Origin of the sequence: Arenibacter sp. 6A1 (genome assembly GCF_012272855.1) — a bacterium.
Classification (GTDB): Bacteria; Bacteroidota; Bacteroidia; order Flavobacteriales; family Flavobacteriaceae; genus Arenibacter.
The window spans coordinates 39199-58350 of the sequence record NZ_JAAXCQ010000016.1 but is presented as its reverse complement, the minus strand read 5'-3'; the positions used below and the strand labels follow the sequence as shown (position 1 = coordinate 58350).

Annotated in this window: 21 protein-coding genes; 11 read left to right on the top strand and 10 right to left on the bottom strand. The window is 38.3% G+C overall.

What is annotated here, in order from left to right; translation table 11 throughout:
• The first annotated feature begins 62 nt into the window (after positions 1-62).
• The 4 genes from HCG49_RS14195 (at position 63) to HCG49_RS14180 (ending at position 3332) form a co-directional block, all read left to right on the top strand.
• The gene (locus HCG49_RS14195; RefSeq protein ID WP_168470193.1) at positions 63-695 is read left to right on the top strand and encodes a WbqC family protein; all 633 of its coding nucleotides are present in this window, start codon (positions 63-65) and stop codon (positions 693-695) included.
• On the top strand, positions 688-996 hold the full coding sequence (locus tag HCG49_RS14190; protein WP_168470192.1) for a DUF6122 family protein: 309 nt from the start codon (positions 688-690) through the stop codon (positions 994-996). The genes HCG49_RS14195 and HCG49_RS14190 overlap by 8 nt, the downstream gene beginning before the upstream one ends.
• A gap of 185 nt (positions 997-1181) precedes the next feature.
• Positions 1182-2495, top strand: coding sequence for a Gfo/Idh/MocA family protein (locus tag HCG49_RS14185; protein ID WP_168470191.1), 1314 nt, complete (start codon positions 1182-1184; stop codon positions 2493-2495).
• A gap of 90 nt (positions 2496-2585) precedes the next feature.
• The gene (locus HCG49_RS14180) at positions 2586-3332 is read left to right on the top strand and encodes a DUF1080 domain-containing protein (protein WP_168470190.1); all 747 of its coding nucleotides are present in this window, start codon (positions 2586-2588) and stop codon (positions 3330-3332) included.
• Between the two features lie 162 nt (positions 3333-3494).
• Here the strand turns inward: HCG49_RS14180 and HCG49_RS14175 are convergent, their stop codons facing one another.
• The 7 genes from HCG49_RS14175 to HCG49_RS14145 form a co-directional block, all read right to left on the bottom strand.
• Positions 3495-4529, bottom strand: a complete 1035-nt coding sequence (locus HCG49_RS14175; protein ID WP_168470189.1) for an endonuclease/exonuclease/phosphatase family protein — start codon at positions 4527-4529, stop codon at positions 3495-3497.
• A gap of 8 nt (positions 4530-4537) precedes the next feature.
• Entirely contained in the window at positions 4538-5410 is an 873-nt protein-coding gene (locus tag HCG49_RS14170) for a rhomboid family intramembrane serine protease (RefSeq protein ID WP_168470188.1), read from the bottom strand.
• Positions 5410-6156, bottom strand: a complete 747-nt coding sequence (locus tag HCG49_RS14165) for a rhomboid family intramembrane serine protease (protein ID WP_168470187.1) — start codon at positions 6154-6156, stop codon at positions 5410-5412. Before HCG49_RS14165 ends, HCG49_RS14170 begins: the two co-directional genes overlap by 1 nt.
• Complete coding sequence (gene mutL / locus HCG49_RS14160) at positions 6157-8007, bottom strand: DNA mismatch repair endonuclease MutL (RefSeq protein WP_168470186.1); 1851 nt, start codon at positions 8005-8007, stop codon at positions 6157-6159.
• 2 nt (positions 8008-8009) lie between these two features.
• On the bottom strand, positions 8010-8297 hold the full coding sequence (locus HCG49_RS14155; RefSeq protein ID WP_072765027.1) for a riboflavin synthase subunit beta: 288 nt from the start codon (positions 8295-8297) through the stop codon (positions 8010-8012).
• A gap of 208 nt (positions 8298-8505) precedes the next feature.
• Positions 8506-8988 carry a 6,7-dimethyl-8-ribityllumazine synthase gene (ribH, locus tag HCG49_RS14150; RefSeq protein ID WP_168470185.1) on the bottom strand — a complete coding sequence of 161 codons (483 nt, stop codon included), beginning with the start codon at positions 8986-8988 and terminating at the stop codon, positions 8506-8508.
• Between the two features lie 2 nt (positions 8989-8990).
• Positions 8991-9755: a tetratricopeptide repeat protein gene (locus tag HCG49_RS14145; RefSeq protein ID WP_168470184.1), complete on the bottom strand. Its 765-nt coding sequence runs from the start codon at positions 9753-9755 to the stop codon at positions 8991-8993.
• 135 nt (positions 9756-9890) lie between these two features.
• Here HCG49_RS14145 and recF point away from each other — a divergent pair, with 135 nt between their 5' ends.
• From recF to HCG49_RS14130, 3 genes are read left to right on the top strand one after another with little or no spacing between them, the layout of a single operon-like run.
• Complete coding sequence (gene recF, locus HCG49_RS14140) at positions 9891-10970, top strand: DNA replication/repair protein RecF (RefSeq protein WP_168470183.1); 1080 nt, start codon at positions 9891-9893, stop codon at positions 10968-10970.
• 1 nt (position 10971) lies between these two features.
• Positions 10972-11391, top strand: coding sequence for a lipocalin family protein (locus tag HCG49_RS14135; protein WP_168470182.1), 420 nt, complete (start codon positions 10972-10974; stop codon positions 11389-11391).
• Positions 11391-11687: a DUF721 domain-containing protein gene (locus tag HCG49_RS14130; protein ID WP_072765022.1), complete on the top strand. Its 297-nt coding sequence runs from the start codon at positions 11391-11393 to the stop codon at positions 11685-11687. Before HCG49_RS14135 ends, HCG49_RS14130 begins: the two co-directional genes overlap by 1 nt.
• A 68-nt stretch (positions 11688-11755) precedes the next feature.
• On the opposite strand, the gene HCG49_RS14125 is transcribed toward HCG49_RS14130, so the two are convergent.
• Positions 11756-12175 carry a nucleoside-diphosphate kinase gene (locus HCG49_RS14125; RefSeq protein ID WP_168470181.1) on the bottom strand — a complete coding sequence of 140 codons (420 nt, stop codon included), beginning with the start codon at positions 12173-12175 and terminating at the stop codon, positions 11756-11758.
• 435 nt (positions 12176-12610) lie between these two features.
• Here HCG49_RS14125 and HCG49_RS14120 point away from each other — a divergent pair, with 435 nt between their 5' ends.
• The 3 genes from HCG49_RS14120 to HCG49_RS14110 all read left to right on the top strand — a co-directional run bounded on the left by HCG49_RS14120 (position 12611) and on the right by HCG49_RS14110 (position 15431).
• Positions 12611-13627, top strand: a complete 1017-nt coding sequence (locus HCG49_RS14120; RefSeq protein WP_168470180.1) for a DHH family phosphoesterase — start codon at positions 12611-12613, stop codon at positions 13625-13627.
• Positions 13628-13758: 131 nt separating this feature from the next.
• Positions 13759-14310, top strand: coding sequence for a gliding motility-associated peptidyl-prolyl isomerase GldI (gene gldI / locus HCG49_RS14115; protein ID WP_168470179.1), 552 nt, complete (start codon positions 13759-13761; stop codon positions 14308-14310).
• 11 nt (positions 14311-14321) lie between these two features.
• A complete protein-coding gene (locus HCG49_RS14110) occupies positions 14322-15431 on the top strand; it encodes a peptidylprolyl isomerase (RefSeq protein WP_168470178.1) in 1110 nt (369 codons plus the stop codon).
• 391 nt (positions 15432-15822) lie between these two features.
• Here the strand turns inward: HCG49_RS14110 and HCG49_RS14105 are convergent, their stop codons facing one another.
• Together HCG49_RS14105 and HCG49_RS14100 are read right to left on the bottom strand one after the other, a co-directional pair.
• Positions 15823-16281, bottom strand: a complete 459-nt coding sequence (locus tag HCG49_RS14105) for a CBS domain-containing protein (RefSeq protein WP_168470177.1) — start codon at positions 16279-16281, stop codon at positions 15823-15825.
• A gap of 139 nt (positions 16282-16420) precedes the next feature.
• Entirely contained in the window at positions 16421-17881 is a 1461-nt protein-coding gene (locus HCG49_RS14100; RefSeq protein ID WP_168470176.1) for an aminoacyl-histidine dipeptidase, read from the bottom strand.
• Between the two features lie 72 nt (positions 17882-17953).
• Here HCG49_RS14100 and HCG49_RS14095 point away from each other — a divergent pair, with 72 nt between their 5' ends.
• On the top strand, positions 17954-19021 hold the full coding sequence (locus tag HCG49_RS14095) for a DUF3810 domain-containing protein (protein WP_168470175.1): 1068 nt from the start codon (positions 17954-17956) through the stop codon (positions 19019-19021).
• The last annotated feature ends 131 nt before the right edge of the window (positions 19022-19152 follow it).

Sequence of the window (19152 nt, the reverse complement as noted above, 5' to 3'; positions counted from 1 at the left end):
TTTGGGAACGGTCTCAAAATACCCCTATAAAACATTCGTATTAATAAGATTTAATCACAACCATGACACTTGTCCTTCACCCTGGTTACTTTCTTAACATCGCTAATTTCGCCGCTATTGTTCAGAACAATATTTGTTGGGAGGTTCATGATAATTATCAAAAACAAACCTTCCGAAACCGCTGCTATATTGCCACGGACATTGGCATGCATATGCTTAATATCCCCATAAAACACGAGAAAAAAACTAGTGGTAAGCAAAAGTATTCAGAACTTAAGATCGATAATTCTTATCAATGGCAAAGACAACATTGGCGCACCTTGCAAACAGCCTATAGAACTTCCCCTTTCTTTGAGTTCTACGAAGATGAACTAGCGCCCCTCTTTGAAAATGAATACGACTCTTTGATGGAGTATAATTTAGCCACTATAGCGACCGTTTGCGATTGCCTTCAGATAAAGATGCCTACGACAAGAACTTCGGAATTTAAAAAAGATTTGACTCCGGATAAGGACGGAAGATTTTTAATCTTATCCAAAAAAGAAGTAGCACTAGAACAACCTGAGTATGTACAGGTATTTGATGACCGACACCATTTTATAAAGAACCTTAGCATATTAGACTTGCTTTTTAACGAAGGCCCCAACACGCTTTCTTACCTTAAAAGCATAAACCTAACCTATTTAAATGCTTAGGTTTTGCGTCCATTATGGGATACACTTTATTGTTCCTATCATTATAGGACTTCTTTTCTATAAAAAACATCGTTTCACTGTGATCGCCATTTTATTGGCAGGTATAATCATAGATATTGACCATGTATTGGCCGACCCCCTATTTGATCCGAATCGATGCAGCATTAATTTTCACCCCCTACACACCTACTGGGCAATTGCTTTGTATGTAGTGATGTTAATCCCCAAAAAAACCAGGATATTCGGATTGGCCTTGGTAATCCATATCGTAGCAGACACTACGGATTGCCTTTTAATGTAGTTATATATCTTGGATATGGGTTAGACCCCGGATAAACACACTCCTTTTTTAAGTAGCAGCTTTTTTAGAAGCAGGCAGCAATGCCAATTCTTAAAGTTTTTTGTCCTTCCTCTTTTAAAGAATAGAAAATAATTACTATTTTATATGTTTCATTTAACCCTATCATAGCAAACTCATAAAATACTATGGGAAATCATAAAATCTACCCCCCTTTTCCATCGGGAAGAAGAGACTTCATCAAAAAATCTGGCATTGCCCTGCTCGGGGGATCCTTAGTAACGCCAGCACTCACCTTTGGCGCCAATAGCCTATATAAAGACTCCACCCTAAAAGTGGGTTTAATTGGCTGTGGTGGTCGTGGTACCGGTGCTGCCGCCCAAGCCTTACAAGCAGATCCAAACGTAATTCTCTACGCCATGGGCGATGTGTTTGAAGACCAATTGAATTTGGCACATAGGGAATTGCAGAAAGCCATGGGAAACAAGGTAAAGGTTGCTCCAGAAAATAAATTCATAGGATTTGACGCCTACCAAAAAGTAATAGATTCGGGCGTGGATGTGGTATTACTTACCACTCCACCGGCCTTTAGACCAGACCATCTAAATGCTGCGGTAGAAGCAGGGAAACATGTATTTTGCGAAAAACCCGTTGCCGTAGATGCACCCGGAATACATAAAGTATTGGCCGCCGCCAAAAAAGCTAAGGAAAAGGGCCTTTCCCTGGTGTCAGGTTTTTGTTTTCGATATGACTATCCCAACAGGGAAATCTTTGGACGTGTCCTAGATGGTCAGATTGGGGACATCAGAACCGTTACTACCTTTCGTCATGGAGGCGAGGCATGGTATAAGGACCGTCAGCCAGATTGGACGGATATGACCTACGAAATGCGCAACTGGTATTACTACAATTGGCTATCGGGCGATATAGTAGTGGAACAAGCAGTACATAGCCTAGATATGATGTCTTGGGTTATGGGAGATAAAATGCCCGTAAGTGCCACTGGAACTGGAGGCCGACAAGTACGGGTAGATAGTAAGTATGGAAATATATACGATCATTTTGCGGTAGAGTTCGAATATGAAAACGGGGCCAAGGCCTACCACTTTACCAGGCAACAAAACAACACCTCCCATAGGAACAGCGTAGAGGTCCTAGGTACCGAAGGCTCTTCTATAACCCATATTGGACGCAGATATGAAATCACCGGTAAGAACAACTATACCTATGACGGGGAAAGGAATAATATGTTCCAGACAGAGCACGATGAGCTATTTGCCTCCATCCGAAACGGGCAGCCTATGAACGATGGGGAATGGATGTCTAAGAGTACCATGTTGGCCATTTGGGCACGTATGGTTGCTTACACCGGCCAAACCCTCACCTGGGATCAAGCCTTTAATTCCAAAGAAAACCTCGGCCCCAAAATAGAGGACTACAATTGGAATTTAAAATGGCCTACTCCACCAGTGGCCATTCCCGGTAAAACTAAATTCATCTAATCCTAAATAACATTTAAAACAACCGCTGTTTACTTTTTTGGCGAATACGTCCCCAAAGGAGTAAACAGCTCTATAACCCACCAATTTAATATGAAACCCTCCTTATTGTTATGCCTCTTGGCACTATGGGGCAGCAGCTTAAAAATAAAAGCACAAGAAAAACCCCTATTCTTTGGTAGCGAAACCAGTCTTGATCACTTGGTATCTGCCGACAAGGGAAATGTCCAGGAAATTAAATGGATCAATGTAAATACGGAGCCAGATACCTGGCATAAAGAAGGCGATCTCCTGGTATGCAAGGGGCTACCCATAGGCGTTATGCGCTCCGAAAAGATGTACGAAAACTTCATTCTAACCGTAGAATGGCGGCATATGGAAGCAGGAGGAAATTCTGGTATGTTTGTATGGAGCGACGCCATACCCGGGGAGCAAAACAGACTTCCAGGGGGTGTAGAAGTACAGATGTTAGAGCTAGATTGGGTAAACCAGAATATACGCGACGGCGTAAAGCCACCCATTGCCTATGTACACGGAGAATTGTTTGGCGTGGGCGGGGTTACTACCATCCCGGACAACCCTAGAGGAAACAGAAGTAAGTCAGTGGAAAATAGAGCTCTAGGGAAGGGAGAGTGGAACAGCTACAAAGTAATTTGTGTGGACGGCACCGTAAAATTATCGGTAAACGGGAAATTTGTAAACGGAATCAGCAAGTCCTCCATTAAAAAAGGATACCTCTGCCTAGAATCTGAAGGAGCCGAAATCCATTTTAGAAACTTAAAGGTAATAGAATTACCTCCGGGAGTTACCTCTGCTGAACAAATAGTAGATGAATTATAACCATCTTACTTACTAGGATAATTAGATACAAGGGGCCCAATTGGGTCCCTTTATTACACCCTTGTTTTCTTAGTCTGGAATGTCCCTTAGAGGTTTAACTATTAATAGCGCAAGCCAATTCATTGTGAGAAGTACGATAATCCTCCTCATTGAACTTCTTACCTATTGATCATAATCCATATCAAAAGAAGCCATTACCGGGAAATGATCTGATAATTTTAAGTTGAAATTCTTGTGGGCCCTAACCTTAAATGCCTTATCCACTAAAATAAAATCTATTCGCATTGGATAATACTCAAAATTAAACGTACGTCCGTAGCCAGTGCCTTGCTCTATAAAGGAGTCTTTCATGTCTCCTCGGATTACCTTATACACATTAGAGAATTGCGTATTATTAAAATCGCCACATACAATCGTTTTATACGGCGCCGCATTTTTATGCTTCCGAAAAATATCGGCCTGTTCTTGTTGCTTTCCAAAGGAGTTCCCCAGTCTTTTATATAGTTTTGAGGAAGCCTCTTGCGTTAGAACTTCTGCATTGGGTATTAACCTTAGGGATTCTAAATGCAGATTGTAAACCCTTATCGTGTCCTTTTGGTATCGGATATCGGCATAAATAGCATTGTTCTGACTCTGAGGAAAGTTTAAAGAACCCTTTGAAAGAATGGGATAATTAGAATAAATAGCTTGCAAAGATTTCTTTTCTCCGCGTATATCGCTAATATAGTGATACTTGAAACTATTTTTTAAATCCCTATGCCTGATACGGGAAAATTCTTGAATACACAGAATATCAGGATTTTCGACTTTAATAAAATCTATGATTTGGTTACCAACGGTCGTATCCTTAATCCAGTTGTATTTATTAAATCCACGGACATTGTAACTCATTATATTTAACTGGTCCACCACCACGGGCTCTTCCTTTAGCTTAAACATAAAAAAGCCATCCAAGCAAATGTACCCCATACTTATCACCAACAAAGAAAGCAGCAATTGCCTTTTACGCCTAAGGGTCCAATAAAACAAAAAGAGCATATTTATCAATACCATTATGGGCACCCCTAAACTAAGGACGGACAGATAAGGAAAATGAACTACGGAGATATAGGGAACAACAAAAGAAATTAGCAATAAAAACGCTAAGACCACATTAAACAGAAAGACTGTTTTATCGAAAAAATTTAAATTTTTCAAGACCTTACTTATTCTTTACCTGCTTTGAACAAAAAATCCTTTTCGGCCTTAGAAAGGCTTTCATAACCAGATTTACTGATTTTGTCCAAAATAGCATCTATTTTACGCTGGTGGCTCTCCTTATCATAAAACTCCTTGCTTTTTGCTCCCGAGCTTTCCCTACGATAAACTGTTTTTAAAGAAGCCTTTTTTTCCTTTCTTTTAAAAATATCCTCCATATACCCCAAGAATTTAGAGAAACCACTACCTATATCATGACCTTTAAAAAGTTGACGTGCATAATAATACCCTAAAGCAGCCCCTCCTAAATGAGCCAAGCGCCCTCCGACGTTACCTCCATAAGAAATCTGTATCAGATCTAGAGCTACTACAAATACCCCAATATGCCATAGTTTAACATTAAAGAAAACGACACGCACCTCTTGGTTTGGCAAATAAGCACACACAAAGATCAACACGGCTGTTACCCCTGCAGAAGCTCCTATAAGAGAGGTATTAATCCCCAATAAAGCTGGAAATATATTATAGGACAATAGAAATATTAGTCCCCCTAAAATAACCCCTAGGAAGTAAACATTAATAAATCTTTTATTATCAAAAAGGTTTAGAAATATTTTTCCAGAAAAATACAACATGATCATATTCCAAAAAACGTGGCCAAAACCAGAGTGAAAAAAAGAATAGGTCACGATAGACCAAGGTTGTGTCAAAAACTGGAAAAAATCCTTCGGCAGTTCAAACCATTGTGTAATGGTGTCTCCAGACCACCCAAAGAGAATTTTTAGCAGACCAGCGGTGATAAATATTAATACATTAATTACAATAAGCTTTTCGGCTATATTTAACCTATTATACTGATATGTAATATTATTTGTATCCATTATCTATCCCAACGCTTACTATTAAACTGATTTTTTTTCCAATACCACATCATTAAAAATCCAAACAAAGCCCCGCCTACATGGGCAAAATGCGCTATGCCATTTCCAAAAATAGAATATCCTGTCACTCCCGAAAATAGATCGATCCCTATAAGCACCGGTATAAAATACTTTGCTTTCACCGGTACAGGCACAAACATTAAAAACAGCTCACTATTGGGATAAGACATTCCAAATGCCACTAATATACCATAAATTGCGCCAGAAGCCCCTACCGCGGGAGTACTAAAAGAACTTAAAAAGTTATCAATTGTACTCTTAGAGGCCAATTCGTACCAACTGGGACTATATTTTCCACTAGATACTACCTCCAATACTTGTTCTTTAGAGATCCCAGAACTCAATATGGCATCCATTCCTTCATTAAAATAGTAATAATTTACTCCAGTATGGATAAGCGCCGCCCCAATTCCGGCAGAAAAATAAAAAAAGAAAAATTTATTTCTGCCCCACATTTGTTCTAAAGGAGACCCAAAAGCCCATAAGGCGTACATATTAAATACAATATGCATAAACCCACCATGCATAAACATATGAGAAATCACCTGCCATAATCCAAAATTTCCGTTTTTAGGAAACCAAAGGGAAAACCACTGATACATTTGATCTCCGTATAATTGTGTTGCCATAAAGAACAACACGTTAATTATAATCAAATGCTTTACAGCGTCCGTCACTCTACCCATTTATAAAAATTTTTTATCAATATCGCTCTCCGTTATGGTCACGTATATTGGTTTATTAAAAGGACTAACTCCCGATTCCTTACAAGCAAACAAATCGTTTACCAAAGCCAATTGGGAATCACTATCCAATATTTCACCGGTTTTTACTGCTAAAGATTTTGACAGTGTTTTTGACAAAACATCCGTTTGAGAAAAACCGTCCACCACAAAATCTTGTTGGTAATCTGATATCAATTGATCTAAAATCATTCCCACTTCACTTTCCGGTACCGACAAGGGCACTCCGGTAATCTCTACTTCCTCTTCCTCTATGGCCCCAAAAACAAATCCTACCGTGATAAGATTTTCTTTAATCTCTTGGATGATAGCACAATCTGATTTTGTAAAAGCCAATCTTAATGGAAATAACAATTGTTGACTGACCCCACCTTTAATGGTAATGTTTTTCAAAAAACGCTCATAGAGCACCCTTTGATGAGCCCTGCTTTGATCTATAACCACCATACCCGATTTTATGGTCGTTACTATATATTTCCTTCTAAGTTGAAAGGTGGTGGAGGCAGTTTCGAAATTCGATTTTTTCCCTTCGAAAATTGAACCGGTAATAGTATCTGACTCATAGGTTATACTAGTATCCGCTTCTTTTTCATCGTCCTCGGCATCGATCCCAACATACATGCTTTCCCAACCCTTGGTAGGTTGTTTTTGAAAATTAGGCCTATAATTGGTCCTAAGCATCTCTTCCTTAAAAGGATTGAAGTTAGAATCTACATTTATTTTAGGCTGCTGAACCAATTTATCCTTGTATTCATAAGGCGTTTCCAAGTTCTGATTCTTATCAAAGTCCAAGGAAGGCATTACATTAAACTGCCCTAAACTATGTTTTATCGTAGATCTAAGAATAGCGTATAAGGTATGTTCATCGTCAAACTTAATTTCAGTCTTTGTCGGATGAATATTGATATCGATAGACGCTGGGTCAACTGTGAGATATAAAAAATATCCAGGATGATTTTCTTTTTTTATAAGGCCATCGAAGGCCGACACCACTGCATGATGAAGATATGGGCTTCTTATAAACCTATCGTTGACAAAGAAAAACTGTTCTCCCCTACTCTTCTTGGCATATTCTGGTTTATTTATGAACCCACTAATAGTCACTACCTGAGTTTCTTCATCTACAGGCACTAATTTTTCTTTTATTTTCCCTCCAAAAAGATTGACAATACGTTGCCTGTGGTTGGAACTAGGCAAATTAAACAACTCGTTCCCATTATTATAGAAATGAAAGGAAATACCGGCGTGTGCTAGACTTACCCTTTGAAACTCTTCAATAATATGACGAAGTTCGACCTGACTTGATTTTAAAAAATTACGTCGTGCAGGAATATTGAAAAACAGATTTTTCACCATCATAGAAGTCCCCTTTGGAGTCACAGCAACTTCTTGTGAAACAATGGTACTACCTTCTATTTTTAAATGGGCACCTACTTCATCTTCCTCTGTTTTGGTGTGCATTTCTACGTGGGCAATAGCAGCAATAGAGGCCAGGGCCTCTCCTCTAAACCCCTTTGTATGTAAGTTGAATAGATCCTCTGCTTTTTGAATTTTAGAAGTAGCATGCCGTTCAAAGCTTAATCGGGCGTCTGTAGCGCTCATTCCCACCCCATCGTCAATTACTTGGATCAAGGTTTTCCCACCTTCTTTGATCACTAATTTTATGGTAGTAGCTCCAGCATCAATAGCGTTTTCCAAAAGTTCCTTTACCACAGAAGCTGGTCTTTGCACCACTTCTCCCGCCGCAATTTGGTTGGCAACATGATCTGGCAAGAGTTTTATAATATCTGCCATTGTTAAGGTTTGAATATAGATAAATCGAAATCGATTATAAATAGAAAAATAAATACAAGAATAGCGATGATCACTAGTAACCGAATATTTTGACTTCGATTACCCTTTTGTTTAAAATCGTCCATGGCCCTGCTGAACTTTCCCTTTAAACCAGTTCGCCCATCTAGGGTAGGCCTAAATTTATCGAATTTATGCTCAATTTTAAAAGGACTTCCCTCGCCTTGATCCTTGTAGTAACGAGGCGTATAATCGAACTTTTTATTCTTGCGTAATTTTGAAAACTTTCCCATAATACTTATTGTTCCAAAGTTACTCAAAATGAAAAAATATGTAGTAGATATACAGCCAAAAAATGTTAAAAGATATACACATTTTGGCTGTTATACATAGATTTTTTTATAAGTAATAGTATACTTCAGGAAAGAATATGGCTCTTTGCCTAAAGCGGTACGAATACCCGGGATCCGTAAGTGAACGTCCTCCCTGTCCTTTGAGGATTTAAGCCCCTAAAGTGACCATTTTTATGGCAGCAATTGCTGCTTCTGTACCCTTATTTCCGTGAATACCTCCACTTCGCTCCAATGACTGTTGCATATTATTATCCGTCAATACACAAAATATTACCGGAACATCTAACTGCACGTTTAAATCCTTGATGCCTTGCGCCGTAGCACTACAAACAAAATCAAAATGTTTGGTCTCACCTTGAATTACACTTCCAATGGCAATAACAGCATCAACTTCTTGGGTTTTTGCCATTTTCTTACATCCATAGGTAAGTTCAAAACTCCCGGGAACATTCCAGCGAATAATATTTTCCGCCTGAGCACCACAATCCAATAAAGCTTCGATAGCTCCATTGTAAAGCCCTTCGGTAATCGCAGGGTTCCATTCAGCAACAACTATCCCAAATCGAAACTTACTTGCGTTCGGGATAGTGTTTTTATCGTAAACCGATAAGTTCTTATTAGCCGTAGCCATTCTTAGTTGGTTTTAGCCTTACCTATAAAGGCGTCTATATTTCTGGCCTCATTAGAAGTGCCAAACTCTTCTTTTATCCTATTAAAATACCCTAGAGCCTTATTATTTTTCCCTAACTCCATGGCAGTCACACCTGCTTTGTACAAAAACTTTGGCGTTGTAAAATCGTTCGTACTATGTGCTATAGCACTTTCATAATACCCTAAAGCATCGGCAGGCTGGTTCAATTGCAAAAATGCATCTCCTAATCCACCTTTTGCCAAAGCGCCTAAAATCATATCTGGAGAAGAAAAGTCTTCTAAATACTTAATAGCATCGTCATACTTCTGCATGTTTAAATACGCCATACCTGCAGAATATTTGGCTAAATTGGCAGCCTTGGTCCCATTGTATTCTTCGATAATATCTAAGAAACCGTATTTTCCTTCTGCTCCATCCAAAGCTAAAGTAAACAAGGAATCTTTTTCGACAGAACCTTCTAGGGCCATGTCAAAATATTGTTGTGGATATAACATCTCGTTCGCTGCACTTGCCTCTTTTGGCTTTTGAACAAATTGAAAATATGCCAAATACCCCAAAACAGCCACAGCAACTACACCAATTACACCAAGAATGTATTTTTGATTTCTAGAAACCCATTCTTCGGACCTAGAAGCGCCTTCATCCAAGGAGCTAAAGACTTCCGCAGTAGTACTTTCTTGCTCATTCAATTGAATTTCTTCCTCCTTGTTTTTCGGTTTGAACCCTTTTTTCTTGTAAGTTGCCATATTTTTTAGTTTATGAATCGGGCAAAAATATAGTTTTTATCCAATATCGAACACCAATTCAATCGATATTTTTTTGAATCTTTATTATTTTGCCGTTTGCTAAGCTAGTGAAAAATAAAATCTTTACTTCGCAGAATGTTTTTAAAAAAATTATCACTTATAAATTATAAAAACTTTTCTTCTAAAAGTTTTGAGTTCGACAATAAGATCAACTGTTTTGTCGGAGATAATGGTATTGGGAAAACAAATGTATTAGATGCTATTTACCATCTCTCCTTTGGCAAGAGTTATTTTAACCCTATTGCCAGCCAAAACATAAGACATGGCGAAGATTTTTTTGTGATCGACGGGGAGTTCCAGAAAAACGATAGGGAAGAACGAATACTTTGTAGTCTAAAAAAAGGCGCGAAAAAGATCATAAAACGCAACGGAAAGGCGTATGAAAAATTTTCGGATCACATTGGCTTTTTACCCTTAGTCATAATTTCTCCTGCCGATCGGGATTTGATCATCGAAGGGAGTGAAACCAGAAGAAAGTTTATAGACGGAGTGATTTCGCAATCCGACAAACAATACTTAGAGAGTTTAATCAATTACAACAGAATACTTTCGCAAAGGAATTCCCTCTTAAAGTACTTCTTTCTAAACCAAACTTTTAACAAGACCAATTTAGCCGTATACAATGAACAACTGCATCAATACGGCTCCGAAATATTTGCAAAAAGAGTAGCCTTTCTTAAAGTATTTATCCCTATTTTTAAGGAACAGTACGCTGTCATTTCGGGAAACAAAGAACCAGTCAACCTATTATATGACAGCAAACTAATACAAGAAGACCTATTAACCTTATTAGAGAAAAATCTGGACAAAGACAGAGCTCTTCAATATACTGGCGTCGGAATCCATAAGGACGACCTAAGTTTTGAAATCGATGGTCACCCAATTAAGAAATTTGGTAGTCAGGGTCAGCAAAAATCGTTCTTGATAGCTTTAAAATTAGCCCAATTTTATTTTATAAAAAAACAGGCCAATACTACTCCTTTATTGCTTTTAGATGATATTTTTGACAAATTGGACGAAAATAGGGTGGCGCATATTATTCGACTAGTGGACGAAGAAAACTTTGGTCAGATTTTTCTAAGCGATACCCATGCAGAAAGAACGGAGAATATTATCAAAAACATACATCAATCTTATAAAATTTTCAACCTATAGCATGAGAAATTTAGTTGTTATATTTGCGCTTATAATATTGAGCTCTTGTAGCTCCAAGGTTACCAAGGCCGACTTAAATCTGATAAACGGATATTGGGAAATTCAAAAGGTTACTTTTCCTGATGGCAGCACCAAAACCTATACAGTGAATACCAGTATAGATTATATTGAATTAAAAGATTCAGAAGGATTTCGCAAAAAAATGTACCCAAAATTTGACGGAACTTACGAAACCTCCAATGATGCCGAGAATTTTACCATCTATGAAAAAGACGGTGTTTTTACCCTACACTATAAAACCGATCTAAGCGATTGGCGGGAGCAGTTAATAAGCATTTCCGAAAATAGTTTTACCGTCAGTAATAGCGAAAACATACACTATCAATACAAACGATTCCAACCCATTAACATCACTGAATAATGGCTAAAAGAAAAAATGACAACTTAAAATTAGGGGAAGCGTTACAACAATTCATTTCCGAAAAAGGCCTCCAAAAAGGAATTGACAAGGTAAATGCCCAAGAAGCATGGAAAAACCTAATGGGAAACGGGGTAAACAACTATACCACCGCAATAGAACTAAGAAATGACACTTTATTTGTTTCCTTGTCATCATCTGTCTTAAGAGAAGAATTAAGTCACGGAAAATCAAAAATCATAAGCATGCTCAACGAAGAGCTTGGCAAAGACCTCATCACAAAAATCGTTTTGCGATAACATATGGATAGTCTTTAAACTAAAAAAGCCAGCTGGTTCAGCTGGCTTTTTTTTATGTATTTCTTTGACTAGAAAATTTCTCTTCCAGAAAAATGAAATGCGCCTTCAATAGCGGCATTCTCATCACTATCCGAACCGTGAACTGCATTTTCCCCTATGGAGGTTGCAAATAATTTACGGATAGTTCCTTCTGCTGCCTCTGCAGGATTCGTGGCTCCAATTAAAGCACGAAAATCTTCAACGGCATTGTCCTTTTCTAAAATAGCAGCTACAATAGGACCTCTGGTCATAAATTCAACCAATTCTCCAAAAAATGGACGCTCGCTATGAACAGCATAAAACGCTTCAGCATCTCTTGTGCTCAATTGCGTATACTTCATAGCTACGATTTTAAATCCAGCTGAGGATATTTTTTCCAAGATTCCACCGATATGTCCGTTTTCAACAGCATCAGGCTTAATCATGGTAAATGTTCTGTTTGTGATCATTTTTTTTAATTTTCGGCAAAAATACGTTTTATTCTTCAACTCACAATACAATATCGTTTTCTCTCTAGACTTCCAACACTTTACCCCTTTTAATTACCCTTTAAACCAAAGATTAGAACAACAAAAAATAAGTATATCTATTCTCTTCCCTTCATTAAAGCCAAGAACACCTACTATAAAGATTTGTTTTAATCGTTCCCTGTCATTAATATATCCTAGACATCCAAATTCTTTGATATGTTTAGGAGTTCAGGCAGACACAGCACCTCTTTAAAATTAAATTTATGACAAGCTTTACTATATCGACCTTAGACACAAGTACCCCACCCCACTTAATAAAACAACCAAGAATTAATATCAGCAGGCTATATCCAAGGGTTTAAAAAGAGTTTTATTAGGACAAAAGTATATACTAATAATTGTATCTTAGCCCGCATGAATTTAGAGATTACACAAGCCATTAAGGCGTTATTGGGCACGCCACAAAAAATTGTTATTATTCCGCATAAGAACCCTGATGGAGATGCTATTGGAAGCACTTTAGGACTATGGCACTATCTGAGCAAAAAAGGACACGAGGCCACCATTATTTCCCCTAACGATTTCCCGAAGTTTTTAAAATGGATGCCAGAAAGTGAGAAAATCGTCAATTATGAAAAGGAAGCATCTACGGCCAAGGAACTCATTTCCAATGCCTCGGTAATTTTTACTTTAGATTTCAACCACCTTGGTAGAATTGGTCAGTTACAACCATTGTTAGAAGAGGCAACGGCTACTTTTGTAATGATTGACCACCACCAAGAGCCTGCGGATTACGCCCAAATCATGTACTCTGACGTAAGTATGAGTTCTACTTGTGAAATGGTGTATAACTTTATAGAAGCCTTAAACGATACCGATCTCATTGACCCGGAAATAGGAATTTGCCTATATACCGGAATAATGACCGATACTGGTTCCTTTAAATTTTCATCTACTACCAGCAGAACCCATAAGGTAGTTGCCCAATTAATAGACAAAGGGGCTAAAAACACCGAAGCCCATAACAAGGTGTACGACACCAATACCCCAAGCAGATTGCATCTTCTGGGATGTGCCTTAAAAAATATGGTCATTTTAGAGGAATACCATACTACTTATATCACCTTGTCGCAGGATGAGTTAGACCAATGGGAATATAAAAAAGGAGATACCGAAGGTTTTGTAAATTACGGGTTAACCTTAGAAGGGATAAAATTTGCCGTTATTTTCATAGAGAACAAAGAAGAAGGCATCATAAAAATATCCTTTAGGTCAGAGGGGACTTTTTCTGTCAATGAATTTGCAAGAAATCATTTCAACGGTGGCGGCCATACCAATGCATCAGGAGGACGTAGTGATGTGTCTATGGAAGAAACAACGAACTTTTTTAAGTCCTTGCTTCCACAATACAAAGATGCCTTGAAAGCCTAAAGTATTATCATTGCCATAAGAAGGTCTGCCTTCATACAAAACCCATTTGTTGCAGCTTGTAAAGAAAAATTTTAATACCTTTCTTACAGAAAAATCGTTTAACTCAATTACAATAACTGAAATCTAGAAGCTTGAAACACCTCTTATTTTTTACATTTTTGATAGTCATTATCGGTTGTTCCGAAACAGAGGCGCGCCGACCTGTTAAGGTCAAAACAGGCAATATCTTACAGCAGTCTGTAGAGCGAAACAAAAACTTATTGGCTATAGAAGAAGCTATGATGCAAAAAATCATAGCCCAAGATTCCCTAAACACGTATTTTTCTAGCGGTGGAGGATCTTGGTATTATTACGTAAATAAGAACGATCAGGCAGACTATTTTCCGCAAACAGATGATTTGGTAAGCTTGCAATACAATCTGGTAAGTTTTGAAAACGACACTATTTACACGCAGCAAGATATTGGTATTATTACATATAAGGTAGACAAACAAGAGCTGTTCCCCGGCTTGCGCACCGCTGTAAAACTTTTGAAAGAAAATGAAACAGCTACCTTTTTAATCCCTTCTTCCCTTGGTTATGGCTACCACGGGGACAATGATCAAATCGGCATCAACATTCCTTTAAAAGCCACTGTTTCAATTTTAAAAATAGATAAACAATCCACTAATATTCAAAATTAAAATTTCATCAAATGAAAAAAACCTATTTATTATTGGCAATGATCTCCATTGCTGTTTCGAGCTGTAAGTCTAGCAAGCATGCAGATTTGGGCGATGGTCTTTTTGCAGACATCAAAACCAATAAAGGCGATATTATCATAAAATTAGAAAGCGAAAAGACGCCGGTCACGGTAGCAAATTTTGTTTCATTGGCCGAAGGAAAAAATCCTTTTGTCAATGAAGAGTACAAAGGAAAAAAATACTACGACAGTATTATTTTCCACAGAGTCATTAAGGACTTTATGATACAGGGAGGCGACCCAACGGGTACCGGTACTGGAAATCCAGGCTATAAATTCAAGGACGAAATAAATGACTCTTTGAAACACAATAAGGCAGGTATTTTATCTATGGCCAACTCGGGACCGGCAACCAACGGAAGTCAGTTTTTTATCACGCATAAGGAAACGCCATTTTTAGACGGCAGACATACCGTATTTGGGGAAGTTGTTGTAGGACTGGATGTAGTAGATTCTATTGCCAATGTTGCCACTGCCGAGAGAGATAAACCGGTTGATGATGTGGTCATGGAAACCATCGAGATTATACGAAATGGCAAGGCGGCCAAAAAGTTTGATGCCGTACAAATCATGACAGATTACTTCGCAGAAGAAGAAGCGAGGGTAAAGGCCATGGAAAAATTAAAAAACGATTTTGTAGCAGAGATCAATGAACAGGAAAAATCTGCTCAAGAACTACCTTCTGGTCTTAAAGTATTTACCTTGAAGGAAGGCACTGGCGATAAGCCAAGAGTTGGCCAGAAAGTAAATGTATACTATGCCGGATATTTATCAGACGGTACCCTATTTGACAGCAATTATGAAGAAGTTGCGACAAAATTCGGAAAGTTCGATGCCAACAGAAAACAAGGTGGCGGCTATCAGGCAATACCTATGGATTACAGTCCTGAGGCTCGTTTGATTCCAGGGTTCAGAGAAGGACTTTTGCAGATGAAGGAAGGCGACAAGGTTCGTTTATTTATTCCATCACACCTAGGATATGGTGCCAGTGGCGCAGGAAATGTAATTCCACCGAACGCAAATTTAGTTTTCGATCTTGAAATTACTGAAATAACAAAGTAAGACAAAGTACCCTATAAAAGCTTGTCGGTTTGCATACCCCCTTTGGGACCTTATGCGAACGACAAGTTTTTTTTTTGGATCAAATTGAGAAATGGATTCTTTAAAAAGATTTGGTTCCGAACTGCTATAGTTTATAGAATAATTATTTGGGCGTTCCCTCCTTCGTCGGGCGGGCTCTTCGCTATATCCCTTGCGCTGCGGCGGGGATGCCGCTGCGATCCCTAACGCAAAATAGCTTAGAAGCAACCTAAAAGGCCTTCAAACAAAAAAAACACCTGAGGGTGCTTTTTTATACAAGTAACTTTTGACGAAAGAACCTCGGAAATAACTTCTTCCCTTTTAGCGCTATATCACAAAGTCAATAAGCATTTACAGAGATTATACCTTCCGATTATTTCCAATCATTGGCTTTGAATTTTAAGGTTGCTTTTAAAATATCCTTTTGAGAAATTTGTCCTGCTAATTTTCCATTCTCTACAATGGGAAAACGTCGTCGTTTCTCCGCTAAGAATTTATTGGCAGCATCAAAAATATTCATATTCCCATCAATGGTTTCCACATTTTTTACCATATGATCGCCAATACTATTATTAGATGGAAGGTTGTGATATCTTTTTTCACTAATATATTTAATACAATCCCCCTCAGAAATAATTCCAACCAGTTCATTGTTGTTATTTACAACAGGGGCACCAGAAATTTTGTGTTTTAAAAGAGCCATAATAACCGTTTCTACGGACTCTTCGGGTTTAAATGTTATTAGTTTCCTGGTCATATAATCGCAAACCCGCAATGATATTTTCTCATTTGGCTGTGGCACCATTGGCCCTTGAAAACTTTTGATTCCCATAACATTATCTTTTTTAGTATCTTCTTAAAGTTAATAAAATTTTGGTATCTAACCTAAAATAAAAACCCTCACCTTTTATTTCTCCAGGTGAGGGTTTCCATTATCAAGTTTAATACTGCCTTTATCTAATAGGAATGTCTTAAGCCTCGGGAATATTTTTAAGGATTTCTAAGGTATAGTTCCAAAATTTCTGTACCGATGAAATACTTACTCTTTCGTCAGGGGAATGGGCCCCTCTAATAGTGGGTCCATAACTTATCATATCTACATCTGGGTAGTTTTGACCTAAAATTCCACATTCCAATCCGGCATGGCAAGCAACTACATTGGCTTTAGCCTTAAAAAGCTCCTCGTACTTTGCTTCCAACACTTTTAAAATCCCTGAATCTGGATTAGGATTCCATCCAGGATAACTCCCGCTAAAAGTCACTTCATACCCAGCGGCCTCAAAAGCATCCTTTAGCTGGTTCGCCAATTCCATTTTACCCTGTTCTACCGATGATCTTGTTAAGCAGCTAATTTTAACGGTACCTTCTTTTACCGTTACCCTTGCGATATTGTTAGATGTTTCTACCAAATCGTCCATAGCCTCACTCATAGCATATACCCCGTTGTGTGCTTTTTTCAAAGCTGCCAGAAGCTTTCCTTGAGCATCGGCATCCATCATTTTTACTGGAACATCAATAGCGGTGTAAACTATCTGCAGGTTAGGTTCGGTAGCAGCGTATTCTTTGATCAGTTTTTGGGACAAAGTTTCAAAAACCTCCTTAAACGTATCGGCATCCGTTGCTTTTACGACCACTGTCCCTTTACTTTCCCTAGGAATTGCATTTCGCAATCCACCGCCGTCTATTTCTGAAATATTAAGGGGTAATTCCTGCTGAGCATCGCATAGCAAACTATTCATAAGCTTATTGGCATTTCCCAAGCCTTTATGAATATCCATTCCGCTATGTCCGCCCGACAAGCCTTTAATTTTAATTTCGAAAGCCAAAGCATCTGACGAAGATGTTATTTCACTATAGCTACCTTTTGCGGTAACATCTATTCCTCCTGCACATCCTATATCTATTTCATCATCTTCTTCCGTATCCAGGTTCAATAATATTTCTCCTTGCAACAGTCCGCCTTTTAATCCCATAGCCCCCGTCATACCAGTTTCTTCATCGATAGTAAACAAGGCTTCTAAAGCTGGATGAGGAATGCTTGTGCTTTCTAACAAAGCCATAATCGTGGCCACTCCCATGCCGTTATCGGCACCCAAAGTAGTTCCTTTTGCCTTTACCCAATCACCTTCTACAAACATTTGTATGCCCTGGGTATCAAAATCGAAAACGGTATCGGCATTCTTCTGATGCACCATATCCAAATGCGATTGAAGGATCACTACCTTCCTATTTTCCATCCCCGTAGTAGCAGGTTTTTTAATAATAACGTTACCTACAGTATCTACCATGGTCTCTAAACCCAGACTTTTGCCAAAATCGACCATAAACTGAATTACCTTTTCCTCCTTTTTTGAAGGTCTAGGAACTTCGTTTAAATCGGCGAACTTATTCCATACTGCTTTAGGCTCTAAAACTCTTATTTCTTTACTCATAATGCTATTTTCCAAGTTCAAAAATACACATTGAAAAACAACTATGCGAGATTATTAACTATTTTTGGGTCGATGAACAATAGAATCAAAAATATAATAGCCGTCTTAATCATCCCTCAAATCTTATTGGTTAAATGGCTGGGAAATTACCCGGAAATTATAGAAACCTATTACAGCCAAGGTATATACCCAATGGTTTCTAACTTTTGGCGTATCATGCTAGGATGGCTGCCATTTTCTATAGGTGACCTTATCTATACCGCATTAGCTGTAATAGGAATTCGCTACCTTGTTGTTAACAGACTAACAATCAAGAAAAAACCATTGTATTTCCTAAGGAATATTGCCATGGTTTTCTCTATTGCCTATTTTACTTTTCATTTACTATGGGGATTTAATTACTATAGACAACCCCTTGCCAAGACCTTAGAGTTACCACCAAAGCACAGTCAGGAAGATTTGGTAAATTTTATAGACCGTTTGATAACCAAGACCAATGAAACACATTTCCAAATTACATTGGACACTAGTGCTATGGTAGCCATCCCTTATTCTAAAAAGGAAATTTTTAAACTAACACTCAAGGGATATGAGCAATTGAAAAAAAACCATCCTTTATTTGAATATCGTCATCCCAGTCTCAAAAAATCACTTTGGAGCTGGCCATTAACTTATATGGGCTATGGGGGATATTTAAACCCCTTTACCAATGAGGCCCAAACCAATAGCCTACTGCCCAATTTTAGATTCCCCGTGGTTAGCGCCCATGAAGTAGGACACCAGTTGGGCTACTCTGCAGAAAACGAAACCAATTTTATAGGCTATTTGGCAACCGTTAACAACGAGGATATATATTTTAAATATTCGGCTTATGCCTATGCGCTCAGTTATTGTTTGGGAGAACTCCACCGAAGAGACAGCATCCTTTTTAAGAGTAGCTACAACCGTCTTCACGGTGGTGTGAAAAAGAATTTCAAAGAAGTTTCAGATTTTTGGGCAGAACATGAAAACCCCATGGAACCTGTATTTAAGTCTGTTTTTAATACTTTTTTAAAAGCCAATAATCAGAAACAAGGAATAAAAAGCTATAATTTGGTGGTATCCCTTTTGGTTACCTACTATTTAGATAAACCGTTGTAATTCCGGGTTTATATGGTATTCCCACGAATTATGCTTTCGCTACTATTAAACTTAGCGATACTGTTGCCTTGGTTTAATGGCTTTGCGTTAGGGACAGCGGCGGCATCCCCGCAGCGCAGCAAGGGATATAG